Source organism: Bartonella sp. 1-1C (assembly GCF_002810325.1).
In the GTDB taxonomy this organism is placed as follows: Bacteria; Pseudomonadota; Alphaproteobacteria; order Rhizobiales; family Rhizobiaceae; genus Bartonella; species Bartonella rochalimae.
The window spans coordinates 219,180-231,658 of the sequence record NZ_CP019489.1 but is presented as its reverse complement, the minus strand read 5'-3'; the positions used below and the strand labels follow the sequence as shown (position 1 = coordinate 231,658).

Sequence of the window (12,479 nt, the reverse complement as noted above, 5' to 3'; positions counted from 1 at the left end):
TTGCTGATAAACAATATTGGCCCCTTAGTATTAATTAATTCATGCCACACCAATACGCAAAAGATCATGAAAATGAACGATTCCAATAGGCTTTTTATTTTCAATCACAAAAAATGCTCCAATATGATGATCATTAATAAATGCTGTTGCTGCACCAACGAGTGTATCTGGGCCAACAGTCTTGGGATTTTTAGTCATTACCTCATCAACATTGAATTGTGACAAATCATTGTGAATATTGCGTACAAGATCGCCATCTGTTATAATCCCGATTAATTCACCTCTTGGATTTACAACACCAACACAACCAAAGTGTTTTTTAACCAATACCTCCATAGCTTCTGTCATAGATACTCCCTGCGTAACTAAAGGAAGGCGATTACCTTGATGCATAATATCGCGCACGTATTTAAGGTTTGCCCCAAGAGATCCCCCAGGATGATAAATTTTGAAATCAGTCGCAGTAAAACCTCGCATTTCCAAAAGAGCAATAGCTAATGCGTCTCCTATCACTAATTGCATAGTTGTTGAAGTTGTCGGAGCAAGCCCATGAGGACAAGCTTCCTCTACTTTTGGCAATAATAACACAATATCAGCTTGCTGCCCTAATATAGAGTGCTCACCAGATGTTATCGCAATTAGTGGTATATGAAAACGTGCAGCATGGCTTATAATACCACTTAACTCTGTAGTTTCCCCAGACCATGATAAAGCAAGAATCACATCACCAGAACCAATCATACCAAGATCACCATGATTAGCTTCCGCAGCATGGATAAAAAAAGCAGGTGTTCCAGTTGAAGCTAAAGTCGCAGCAATTTTTGTCCCTATATGACCGCTCTTACCAAGACCAGTAATTACCACATGACCATTTGCATTGCTGATGGCTTGGACAGCTGCTTTAAAAGAAGCTGCCAAGTTCTCTTGAAAAGCCTTTTCAAGAGCTTTAAGCCCTCGTTTTTCAATAGAAATAGTTTTAAGCGCTAAGATAATTGCATTTTGTAGATTTAATGTGTGAGAAGACTGTATCGTCATAACTAAATTCGGTAAATGAAATTATACTCAAAGTCTATATCATTTTTCAACGTTAATTTTTGCAAGTAAGTTTTTCAACGATGTAAAAAGTTGCTGATGCATATCGGTACGTGAGAGAGCGAATGCAACATTAGCTTCAACAAAGCCAATTTTAGACCCACAATCAAAAGTGCGCCCATCTAATTGAAAACCAAAAAAAGTTTGTTCATTTGAAAGTCGCACCATAGCATCTGTTAATTGAATCTCATTTCCCATTCCTCGTTTTTGATTAGATAAAATATCAAAAATCTCTGGCTGCAAAATATAACGCCCATTAATATATAGATTAGATGGAGCCCTTTCTATAGCTGGTTTTTCTACCATTTGTGTGATTTCAAAACCATTTGCGACCTGCTTTCCTTTTCCTACGATACCATATTTATACACTTCTTCATGATTGCACTCTTGAACAGCAATAATATTACCTCCTCCTGTTTTCTCATAAAGATGCATCATCTCAGAAAGACAGCCTTTTTTAGTTTGCATGAGCATATCCGGCAATAATAAAGCAAAAGGCTCTTTTCCAACAAGCTCACGCGCACACCAAACAGCATGCCCTAATCCTAAAGGCTCCTGTTGCCGAGTGAAAGAAGTCATTCCTGGCTGTAATTGCAAATTTTTTAAATACTCTAGCTCCTCTATTCTTTGACATTCTGCAAGGACTGTATATAATTCAACCTGAGCGTCAAAATAGTCTTCAATAACTGCCTTATTGCGCCCAGTAACAAAAATGAAATGCTCAATACCTGCTTCACGTGCCTCATCTACCACGTATTGAATAACAGGCTTATCAACAATCGTTAGCATTTCTTTAGGGACTGCTTTTGTCGCTGGAAGAAAACGAGTACCAAGACCCGCTACAGGAAATACTGCCTTACGGATTTTACACACATTCATCTTCCTACTTACCAATACAATATTTGTTAGATAATCCTCTAATACAATTTATCATTATATTTTAACTACAAATAAATAAAAATGTTCTATTTTCCGGATTTTCATATAATAAACATAGAAAGGACGCAATAATTAATTAAATTGCTCCATTTTAAGACAACTTTTACTTGACCTGATATAAATTTTATTAAATACAAAGTAAAGTAGCTGCATATCCGGTCCTTTTTACATAGATGAAAATGAAAAAATGAAAACAACAAAATTTAGTCCATTATTTTTTTTAAAAAAAACTATAAATCAAAGGTTACTTTTCATTTGCTTACTCTCTATCTTTGCGACTCTTCCAATAGTTTTTTCCTCGCTTACATATGCAGATAATTCTTTTCAACACTGGATCAATGAATTTAAAAAAACGGCTTTAGCCAACAATATTTCATCATCCACATTTGATATAGCTTTTAAAACAATTCATACAATTGACCAAGAAGTCTTAAAAAAAGCAGCATATCAACCAGAGTTTGTTGATATGTCATGGGAATACTTTGATAATCGCGTTCATGACGATGCAATTGTAGAAGGAAAACAGCAAGCTAAAAAATGGCAACAGTGGTTACAAAAAATTGAAAAGCGTTTTGGTGTTAACCATAATCTCCTCCTCGCTATTTGGTCTATGGAAAGCAACTATGGAAAAGTTTTAACAAACAAAGGCGTAATGCGTGATGCTATCCGTTCACTGGCAACTTTAGCTTATGCTGACCCAAAACGTCAAAAATATGCACGCACGCAACTTATTGCAGCAATGAAAATTCTACAAAGCGGTGAAATTGACCGTTCTCAACTCGTGGGATCTTGGGCAGGAGCATTAGGACATACGCAATTTATTCCAAGCAGTTATCTCATCTATGCTATTGATATGGATGGAAGTGGACACTCTGATATTTGGAATTCGATTCCCGATTCACTTGCTACGGCTGCTAACCTTCTCCATATGAATGGTTGGCAATCTAATCTTATCTGGGGAATTGAAGTTAAATTACCAAATAACAAAACATTACCTGAAAATTGGTTATCCTTTAAACAATGGAAAGAATTAGGTGTTCAACACGCACATGGAAAACCTTTTCCTTCTTTATCTGAACAAGCAATATTGAAATTTCCTGACGGTCCAAAAGGGCCTGCGTTTCTGGTAACAAAAAATTTCTTTGTGCTTAAACGTTATAATAATGCAGATCGTTACGCTTTTGCTGTTGGCCTTCTTGCCGATCGTATTGCTGGACACCCTCAATTATTTCAAGATTGGAATCGACCATTTAAACCTATTACTTTCAAAGAGCGTATAGAATTGCAATCTCGTTTAGCAAAACTTGGAGATTATGACGGAGAAATTGATGGTAAAATTGGTACAGCTACTAAGAAAGCGATTAAAGCTTTTCAATTACGTCATGGTTTAGAAGAAAATGGATATCCAAACTACGAAACTCTTTCTCATATAAGAAAACAATAGCCTCACAGTCAAACACTGGTCTTGTGTTTAGCTGATTTATTGAGTTTTTTATTTTTCTTAATGATTATCTAACATCTTAAAATGGGAAAAAATTCTTAGTTTCAAGATGATTTTCTTGTTGATAAAAAGATTCCTAAAATAAATTGAAGTGAAACCTTCATTTTATGAAATGTATTATGCAATTAGTAAAGAAACTCTATAATTGCTAACTATGTTTTTCAAAAATAAAGACCTCGTTGCATTGTTCAAGTACAAGCATATCTCTAAAAAATTTTAATAAAATTATTCAAAACTATAGACTTACCATTTAGTGATCGTAAGAAATATGAGTTTTCGTTAAAGCTAACACTAAAATAGATAACATACAAAATTTTAGTTCTAGACTTCAAAAATCATAGTATTTCATCAATGTCTTAATTTATCTGCAAATAAAATCGTATATCGACACCCTACTTTATCTTTACAATCCACGTTTCTTTATCATTGATTCTGCTGAAGGTAATCGCCCTCGAAAAGATCTATAAAGTTTCTCAGGATCATAACTTCCTCCAGCAGAATAGATAAAACGCTGTAATCGACCAGCAAGTTCTGGATTGAAAACATCACCTGTTTCTTCAAAAGCTTGAAAAGCATCAGCATCAAGGACTTCTGACCACATATAAGAATAATAACCAGCTGCATAACCATCACCTGAAAATATGTGCGCAAAATGCGGAGGGCGATGACGCATAACAATTGTATCAGGCATTCCTAATTTTTCTAGTTCCTTACGTTCAAAAAATATTGGATCCATCACTTTTTCTTCTTGATGGAAAGCCATATCTACTAAAGCAGATGAAAGAAATTCGACAGCATTAAAACCGGCATTAAATGTATGTGCTGACAGAATTTTATCCAACAAAGCTTGCGGCAAAGGAATACCTGTTTCCACATGCGTAGCATATGATTGTAACACTTCTGGTACAATTAACCAATGCTCATAAAGTTGAGAAGGAAGCTCAACAAAATCACGCACAACTGATGTTCCTGCAACAGATGGCCATGTAACATCAGACAGCAAACCATGCAACGCATGCCCAAATTCATGGAAAAGTGTGCGTGCATCATCAAGTGATAAAAGAGCAAGCTTCCCTTTAGAAGGCTTCGCAAAATTACATATATTGTAAACGATAGGCTTTTGCCCTCCATTCAATTTATGCTGTGATTGTAATCTGCTCATCCATGCTCCAGATCGTTTCGAAGAACGTGCAAAATAATCACCAATGAAATGCCCAAGTAAACTTCCATCAGAACTTTTGACCTCCCATAAACGTGCATCAGAATGCCAAAGTGCAACATCAGTTTTTTCTTCAAATGAAATCCCAAAAAGTTTTTTTGCAACGAAAAAAGCTGCTTCAATCATACGATCAAGCTGCAAATAATATTTTACTTCTGTTTCATCAAATAAAAACTTCTCAGTGCGCAACTTTTCAGCATAATAACGCCAATCCCAAGCTTTTAAAGGCTCATTATCTCCTTGATTTTTTGCAAAATTTTGTAATTCAGCTTGTTCAGTAGCAGCCTTAATTTTTGCCCGCTCCCATACAGGGATAAGCAAATTCATAACTGCATCAACATTTTTAGCCATAGTATTGTCAAGCTTCAAATCGGCAAAAGATTTATACCCCAACAATTTTGCCTTTTCGCTCCGAAGTGCAATCATCTCCACAATAATTGCTTTATTATCATGAGTATTTTCACCCCGTTGAGACCAAGCTTGAAAAGCTGTTTTACGCAAATCACGACGATGAGAGAATTTTAAAAAAGGTTCAACAATCGAGCGCGTTAAGATTAATGCATACAGTCCCTCACGGCCTCTCTCACAAGCAATTTCTTTCATAGAAGCAATAAGATCATCTGGTAAACCAGATAAATCTGTTTGTTCCAAAAACAAAATCCATTCAGCCTCATCTTTTAAGATATGCTGACCAAAAGTAGCGCCTAAAAGGGCAAGCCTTTCATCAATTTCAACAAGACGTTTTTTACCCTTTTCATCAAGTTTTGCACCATTATGAACAAATCTCTTCCACCCTAATTCAAGCACATGTTCAGTTTCATGGTCATACAAACCTTGCTGTGCTTTTTTATAGAGCATATCCATTTTCGCAAATATCCGCGTATCCATCATAATTTTTGAAGAATAACGTGAAAGTTTAACAACAAATTCTTGTTCTAATTTTTGAATCAATTCATTACTGTGTGCACTCGCACGCAGAAAAAATATAGAGCATACACGATCAAGATTCTTACCAGCGAGCTCAAAAGGCTGCAAAAAATTCTCAAGTGTTGGTAATTCTTCCAAAGCAGCAATAACTTCTATTTCCTCTTCAGCCTCTTTCAGTGCCTGTTCAAAAGCAGGTTTAAAATCATCATCATTTATTGAAGAAAAATCAGGAAAACCTGACGATTCCATCCAGTCGAATATTGCTGCTTGTGTCATAATATTATACTTGCCTATATTAATAAATTTAAAATCAAATAGTCACCTATGTGATATGGCCTGTTAATAATAACTTTATACTCTAAAATATCCTTGTAAATTTAAATTTTTATATAAAAATATTATTTTATTATTCTGGAATATGCACAAAAAATTCTTTTTCTGGCCTCATGAAATTGTTTACAGTTTTTACAAATTGCAATCTATCCTTGACTTTATTTTGAATATTAACAATTGAAAAACTTGTATTCTAAGTTGTCTATAATTTTGATTCATTCTATCTATATATCTCTAATCTTTTAGAAGGCACTTCGCTATGACTGAAATCAAAACATCTACTAGCAACCTCAAAGATTTACCTTCTGAAGCCCTTGCTGAAGAATTAAAAAATCTTCATTTTGCCGACTCGATTGATATCATTAATGATCTTGATATTATGGAACGGGTAATTATCCTCAGTCTTTTGCCTATTGATTATGCCATTGAACTTTTTGACAAACCAGAACTTGAAAGCCCAGCTGCTATTCTTGAACTTTTGCCCGTGAATCTTGCTGTCGAAATTCTTGACGGTATGTCTGCAGATGCTGCTGCGGACGTCTTCCAAGAAATGAATCAAGAAACGCGTAAACGGCTTTATGCTTTACTAAAACCTTTAACTCGGACTGAACTCAAAAAACTTACCAGTTATCCAGATCATACAGCTGGTGCATTAATGACAACAGAGTTTATAGCAGTACCAGCGAATTGGACTGTAAAAAAAACTTTAGATCATATTCGGGATGTTGAAAGAACACGTGAGACAGTATACACAAGTTATGTCATCGATCCGAAAACAAGTACCCTTCTCAAAGCCGTTTCTCTCCGTAACCTTATTCTTGCCTCACCTGATGATAAAATTTTAAACGTCTCCACACACGATACACCTATAACAATATCACCCTTTACACACCACGAAGATATTGCTCGTCTCTTTCAACGTCATGATCTTCTTTCTGTACCAGTTATTGATGACAGTAATCATGTGATTGGTATTGTAACAGTTGACGATGTGCTTGACTCTATGGTCGATGAAATGAGTGAAGATGCCTATAAATTTGGAGGACTGGAAGCTTTAGATAAACCATATATGCAGATAAATTTTTTTGGGATGATGAAAAAACGCGGTGGCTGGCTGGCTTTACTCTTTACGGGTGAAATGTTGACAGCAAGCGCCATGCAATATTTCGAAACAGAACTTGAAAAAGTAATTGCTCTTACATTATTCATTCCTCTTATTATGAGCTCAGGAGGAAACTCTGGTTCACAAGCAACATCTCTTATTATTCGTGCATTAGCCTTACGGGAACTCACACTCAAAGACTGGTGGAAAGTCATTATTCGTGAAATTCCAACAGGCATTTCCCTTGGTATTTTACTCGGAATCATCGGTATTATACGGATTGCTGTCTGGCAACAACTCGGAATTTATAACTATGGTGATTATTGGTTTTTTATTGCTATAACTGTAGGAATAGCTTTAGTTGGAATTGTTACATTCGGTTCTTTAGTCGGATCTATGCTTCCCTTTATTCTTAAACGCTTTAAATTTGACCCAGCAAGTGCTTCGGCTCCCTTTGTTGCAACCTTAGTAGATGTCATGGGTATTATAATCTACTTTTCCGTTGCTTCTTTTATTTTAACTGGGATCTTACTTTAATTTAATATGGCACGTATTAAAATCTCTCCTGTCATTTTTATAAAAAATGTTCTTCCTCTTCCCAAAGTCTAAAAAAAACTGTAAAAGATCTGAAACTGTAAAGAGAAAAGCTTTACTTCAAAGAAAATTTCATTAAACGAAAATCATTAAACGAAAAGAAGAAAATTTATGCAATTGCGTAATATTGCTATCATCGCCCACGTTGACCACGGTAAAACAACACTTGTAGACGAACTCCTCAAACAATCAGGAAATTTTCGTGATAACCAGCGCACAAGCGAGCGCATGATGGATTCAAATGATATCGAAAAAGAACGCGGTATTACAATTCTAGCAAAAGTAACATCTGTTGTTTGGAAAGATACCCGAATTAATATTGTTGATACCCCTGGTCACGCCGATTTCGGTGGTGAAGTAGAACGTATCCTTAATATGGTAGACGGAGCTATTGTCCTTGTTGATGCTGCTGAAGGTCCTATGCCACAAACCAAATTTGTTGTTGGAAAAGCGTTAAAAGTGGGATTACGTCCTATTGTTGCAATCAATAAAATTGATCGACCTGATGCCCGAGCTGATGAAGTTGTCAATGAAGTTTTTGACCTTTTTGCAGCTCTTGACGCAACCGATGAACAATTGGATTTCCCTATTCTTTATGGATCAGGTCGTGATGGATGGATGGCTGTATCTCCTGAAGGACCCAAAGATAAAGGATTAAGTGCCTTGTTTGATCTTGTAGTACGTCATGTACCTACACCAACCATTGCTGAAGGACCATTCCGCATGATCGGTACGATCCTTGAAGCCGATCCTTTTTTGGGACGAATCATTACAGGGCGCGTTCATTCGGGCTCAATTAAACCCAATCAAAATATTAAAGTTCTGGGACAAGATGGAAAACTTTTAGAAACTGGGCGTATTTCAAAAATTTTAGCATTCCGTGGATTAGAACGACAGCCTATTGAAGAAAGTGCTGCTGGGGATATTATAGCAATTGCAGGACTCCAAAAAGGAACTGTTGCTGATACATTCTGTGATCTTTCCGTCAATGAATCTCTTATTGCTCAACCAATTGATCCCCCTACTGTTACTATGAGCTTTCTTGTGAATGATAGCCCCCTTGCTGGTACAGAAGGAGATAAGGTAACAAGTCGAGTTATCCGTGACCGTTTGTTAAAAGAAGCAGAAGGAAATGTAGCTCTTAAAATTGAGGAATCAGCTGATAAAGACTCTTTTTATGTTTCAGGACGAGGAGAATTACAGCTTGCAGTTCTTATTGAAAATATGCGTCGTGAAGGATTTGAACTAAGTGTTTCACGACCACGTGTAGTCATGCAAAAAGATGAAAATGGAATAACTTTAGAACCAATTGAAGAAGTTGTAATCGATGTTGATGAAGAATATTCTGGAACTATTGTTCAAAAAATGTCAGAACGCAAAGGAGAAATGATTGAACTCCGTCCATCAGGTGGAAATCGTGTACGCCTTGTGTTTTATGCACCAACCCGCGGACTTATTGGCTATCAATCTGAACTTTTAACAGATACACGTGGTACAGCAATTATGAATCGTCTTTTCCATGCCTATGAGCCTTATAAGGGAGAAATTAGTGGCCGTACCAATGGTGTAATGATTTCAAATGATAATGGTGAAGCTGTTGCCTATGCGCTTTTTAATCTTGAAGATCGTGGCCCTATGATGATCGATGCTGGCGTAAAAGTTTATCAAGGTATGATTGTTGGCATACACTCACGCGATAATGACTTAGAAGTAAATGTTTTAAAAGGGAAGAAGCTAACAAACATGCGTGCTTCTGGTAAAGATGAAGCTGTAAAATTAAGCCCTCCAATCAAAATGACCTTAGAACGTGCACTGTCATGGATACAAGATGACGAGCTAGTAGAAGTGACGCCTAAAAATATTCGTTTGCGTAAACTCTACCTAGATCCAAATGAACGTAAACGTTTCGAAAAAACACGTTCATCACTTGCCTGATGATGAATCTCTTTACCTTAATGTACTATTCTGTTTGATTTTATTTAATTCTAGAAAGGGTAATTACATGAACATTAATGAAATACCTATCGGCAAAAATCCACCAGAAGATGTTAATGTTATCATTGAAGTTGCTATTGATAGTCAACCAATAAAATATGAAATGGATAAAAAATCTGGATTATTATTTGTTGACCGTTTCCTCCATACACCAATGACCTATCCTGGAAATTATGGCTTCATCCCGCATACACTTTCGGAAGATGGTGATCCCGTTGATGTTCTCATTAGTAGCACCCGTCCTCTTATTCCAGGTTGTGTCATTAATGTATACCCAATCGGTGTTCTTATGATGGAAGATGATGGCGGCAAAGACGAAAAAATTATTGCTATTCCTGCTCAAAAATTAACAAAACGCTACATTAATGTTCATAATTACACAGATCTTCCAGAAATCACATTAAAACAAATTGAGCATTTTTTTGGACATTACAAAGATCTTGAACCTGGAAAATGGGTTAAAATTGAAGGTTGGCGTAATAAAGACTATGCGCATGAATTGATTAAAAAAGCGATTGAACGTAACAAACAACATAACTGTTCACTTTAAATAAAAACACAGCCTGTATTTTCACAGGCTGTCATCTTCTTAATTTTATAGGATTATACTCTAAAAGATTGTAATATTTGCTCTACTTCTTTTAAATATTTTGAAAAATAAAGTTGTTTATAGTGTGATGTTGTGCCACTTCCAAGAGAGATGCAAGACGATGGTATCTTCCATTGCTTCGCCAAAAATTTAATCAATGCTTTATTTGCTTTGCCATTTTCAGGAATAGCGCGCAGACGTATAATCAAATACTGTTTCCCATCATCTCTATTCTCAACCTTTATTATACTATCAACTGAGGCTTTTGGAATCAAACGGACAAATAAAATCAAACGATGAGCATCAACTCGATAAAACATCTTATTTTGCCTAAGGAAGTATCTTCACTTTTATAAAAACATTCCTGCATAAGCACGCCACATGAAAATACGAATAAAGTAAATAATCATAAAAACCACAATAGGTGAAATATCAATTGTCCCAAGATTAGGTAAAAAACGTTGAATATAACATAAAATTGGTTCTGTTGTACGATATAGAAAATTACCTATCATAGTGACGAAAACATTCCGAGTATTGACAATATTAAATGTATAAAGCCAAGAAAAAATAGCATGAGCTACTAAGATAGCAATGTAAATACTAAATATTAGATCCAGCACACTAAGAAAAGCATAGATCATCCGTATTTCCTTTACCAATCAATAGAATGGAGGTTCATATAGAAAACTTTATGCAATATTAAAGTCTTTATTAAAATAGTCTCACCAATTATTCTTCTTTTTCATTTCTAAAAAAAATAAAAATTAACATTTTTAGCATATATCATTATACCGCAATGTCATAAAATATTAAAATGAAGCAATAATACACCAAAATAGAAAAAGAATTTACAAAAGTTCTCATCCTTCATTTAATTAGCCAGCTGGCTAATTAATTTTTGTTTTCCTCATAAACTATTCTAAATAGTATCGGCCTTTAAAGGCCGATTTTCTTTTTATGATCAAATTACATTTGCAAAGCAATAAAACGATTCAGTGCATCGCTAAAACCACTTAATTGCACAAACAAATCATTCAGAGCTGGCTCTCCTGGAGTAGAAACTGTCATCGCTAAATTCAACTTTTTTCCTGCACGTAAAGCAGCCACATAACTTTTGTCAAAAGCTACTGGAACAATGCACCCCGCTGGTATACAAGTCCGAATGTTTGTTTCAATAACATTCTTCCCACCATCCACTTGTAAACGAATAGGTTTAGAAACTAAAATACCAAAAGGAACTGTCAAAGTTCCGGTCAAAGTACCATCAGAATTAGAAGAAATATTCATAGCTAATATGACACGATTTTGATCATTAACTTCTTGGCGATACATAAAACAAACTTTTTTTCCGTCCTGTAGATTACAGTTAACATTCCACAAACCATAAGTCTCGGTTAAAGAAGAAGCACCGTTCGGCAATGAAGCTTCAGAAAGCTTTGTTGTAGTCGGCTTTGTACTCTGTGCAAATGCAACAGAAACACTTAAGAGTGTAAAAGTTATAAAGAAATTAAATATTTTTTTCATCTCACATCCTAATTTTTAAATATACAATAGAATCACTGCTATTATTTCTGATAACAAGACATAATACAAAGCTTCTTAAGAAAAAATAGCTTTTACAATTATAAGATTTATAAACATCTAACACTATTTCGAAATTCTTTCACAACTTTTGTATAAACATGCTTTTTAAAAGAAACAACTATTGAAGGAATCTCTTCCAGATCAATCCATTTCCACTGATCAAACTCTGCCTTATTACCATCAGGTGGTGGATTAATGGTAATTTCAGAAGTCTCTCCCGTAAACTGAAAAGAAAACCATTTTTGTATTTGACCACGATATTTATTATTTAAAACATGTCCCATAAGTTCTTGTGGGAAATCATACTTAAACCAATCCTGAGCTTCCTTAATCAACTTAATGGATTGGATACCTGTTTCTTCATAAAGTTCACGTCGTGCTGCATCTATCGGCTTTTCTCTCGGATTAATTCCCCCCTGTGGTAACTGCCAAAGTTTAGACATATCAACTTGTGCGTCAGCAACTGCCATCAAACGGCGTCCAACCCAAACTTTACCTTCATGATTAAACACAAGAATTCCCACACATTTCCGATAAGGGAGAGCTTTAAAACCAACAATTGTATCCACCTCATTATTCCTTATAAAAATACAGCTCATAT

The 12,479-nt window shown here is 35.4% G+C and carries 11 protein-coding genes; 4 read left to right on the top strand and 7 right to left on the bottom strand.

Translation table 11 applies throughout. The features are described from left to right. Positions 1-39 precede the first annotated feature (39 nt). Together B11cv2_RS00955 and galU are read right to left on the bottom strand one after the other, a co-directional pair. The gene (locus B11cv2_RS00955; RefSeq protein ID WP_100692923.1) at positions 40-1,035 is read right to left on the bottom strand and encodes an SIS domain-containing protein; all 996 of its coding nucleotides are present in this window, start codon (positions 1,033-1,035) and stop codon (positions 40-42) included. 39 nt (positions 1,036-1,074) lie between these two features. Beyond that, positions 1,075-1,965 carry a UTP--glucose-1-phosphate uridylyltransferase GalU gene (galU, locus tag B11cv2_RS00950; protein WP_100692922.1) on the bottom strand — a complete coding sequence of 297 codons (891 nt, stop codon included), beginning with the start codon at positions 1,963-1,965 and terminating at the stop codon, positions 1,075-1,077. Positions 1,966-2,218: 253 nt separating this feature from the next. Between galU and B11cv2_RS00945 the strand changes: the two genes are divergently transcribed. Next, on the top strand, positions 2,219-3,475 hold the full coding sequence (locus B11cv2_RS00945; RefSeq protein WP_100692921.1) for a lytic murein transglycosylase: 1,257 nt from the start codon (positions 2,219-2,221) through the stop codon (positions 3,473-3,475). A 460-nt stretch (positions 3,476-3,935) separates the two neighbouring features. Here B11cv2_RS00945 and B11cv2_RS00940 read toward each other — a convergent pair whose 3' ends face one another. Beyond that, positions 3,936-5,954, bottom strand: a complete 2,019-nt coding sequence (locus tag B11cv2_RS00940) for a M3 family metallopeptidase (protein ID WP_100692920.1) — start codon at positions 5,952-5,954, stop codon at positions 3,936-3,938. A gap of 316 nt (positions 5,955-6,270) precedes the next feature. Between B11cv2_RS00940 and mgtE the strand changes: the two genes are divergently transcribed. The 3 genes from mgtE (at position 6,271) to ppa (ending at position 10,252) form a co-directional block, all read left to right on the top strand. Further along, positions 6,271-7,650, top strand: a complete 1,380-nt coding sequence (gene mgtE / locus B11cv2_RS00935) for a magnesium transporter (protein ID WP_100692919.1) — start codon at positions 6,271-6,273, stop codon at positions 7,648-7,650. A 168-nt stretch (positions 7,651-7,818) separates the two neighbouring features. Beyond that, positions 7,819-9,642 carry a translational GTPase TypA gene (gene typA, locus B11cv2_RS00930; RefSeq protein ID WP_100692918.1) on the top strand — a complete coding sequence of 608 codons (1,824 nt, stop codon included), beginning with the start codon at positions 7,819-7,821 and terminating at the stop codon, positions 9,640-9,642. A gap of 67 nt (positions 9,643-9,709) precedes the next feature. Then, positions 9,710-10,252, top strand: a complete 543-nt coding sequence (ppa, locus tag B11cv2_RS00925; RefSeq protein ID WP_100692917.1) for an inorganic diphosphatase — start codon at positions 9,710-9,712, stop codon at positions 10,250-10,252. A gap of 53 nt (positions 10,253-10,305) precedes the next feature. Here ppa and B11cv2_RS00920 read toward each other — a convergent pair whose 3' ends face one another. From B11cv2_RS00920 to B11cv2_RS00905, 4 genes are all read right to left on the bottom strand, one after another. Further along, complete coding sequence (locus tag B11cv2_RS00920) at positions 10,306-10,611, bottom strand: DUF167 family protein (protein ID WP_100692916.1); 306 nt, start codon at positions 10,609-10,611, stop codon at positions 10,306-10,308. Positions 10,612-10,641: 30 nt separating this feature from the next. Next, positions 10,642-10,935 (bottom strand): YggT family protein, encoded by a 294-nt coding sequence (locus tag B11cv2_RS00915; protein ID WP_100692915.1) that lies wholly within the window; start codon positions 10,933-10,935, stop codon positions 10,642-10,644. Positions 10,936-11,260: 325 nt separating this feature from the next. Continuing rightward, a complete protein-coding gene (locus B11cv2_RS00910) occupies positions 11,261-11,818 on the bottom strand; it encodes an invasion associated locus B family protein (RefSeq protein ID WP_078688314.1) in 558 nt (185 codons plus the stop codon). A gap of 107 nt (positions 11,819-11,925) precedes the next feature. Beyond that, positions 11,926-12,477, bottom strand: a complete 552-nt coding sequence (locus B11cv2_RS00905; RefSeq protein WP_371410316.1) for an RNA pyrophosphohydrolase — start codon at positions 12,475-12,477, stop codon at positions 11,926-11,928. Positions 12,478-12,479 lie beyond the last annotated feature (2 nt).

Excerpts from the sequence above, each read along its gene's own strand:
- B11cv2_RS00955 (WP_100692923.1), bottom strand. The coding sequence starts at position 1,035 with ATGACGATACAGTCTTCTCACACATTAAATCTACAAAATGCAATTATC.
- B11cv2_RS00945 (WP_100692921.1), top strand. The coding sequence starts at position 2,219 with ATGAAAACAACAAAATTTAGTCCATTATTTTTTTTAAAAAAAACTATA.
- B11cv2_RS00940 (WP_100692920.1), bottom strand. The coding sequence starts at position 5,954 with ATGACACAAGCAGCAATATTCGACTGGATGGAATCGTCAGGTTTTCCT.
- mgtE (WP_100692919.1), top strand. The coding sequence starts at position 6,271 with ATGACTGAAATCAAAACATCTACTAGCAACCTCAAAGATTTACCTTCT.
- typA (WP_100692918.1), top strand. The coding sequence starts at position 7,819 with ATGCAATTGCGTAATATTGCTATCATCGCCCACGTTGACCACGGTAAA.
- ppa (WP_100692917.1), top strand. The coding sequence starts at position 9,710 with ATGAACATTAATGAAATACCTATCGGCAAAAATCCACCAGAAGATGTT.
- B11cv2_RS00920 (WP_100692916.1), bottom strand. The coding sequence starts at position 10,611 with ATGTTTTATCGAGTTGATGCTCATCGTTTGATTTTATTTGTCCGTTTG.
- B11cv2_RS00915 (WP_100692915.1), bottom strand. The coding sequence starts at position 10,935 with ATGATCTATGCTTTTCTTAGTGTGCTGGATCTAATATTTAGTATTTAC.
- B11cv2_RS00910 (WP_078688314.1), bottom strand. The coding sequence starts at position 11,818 with ATGAAAAAAATATTTAATTTCTTTATAACTTTTACACTCTTAAGTGTT.
- B11cv2_RS00905 (WP_371410316.1), bottom strand. The coding sequence starts at position 12,477 with ATGAGCTGTATTTTTATAAGGAATAATGAGGTGGATACAATTGTTGGT.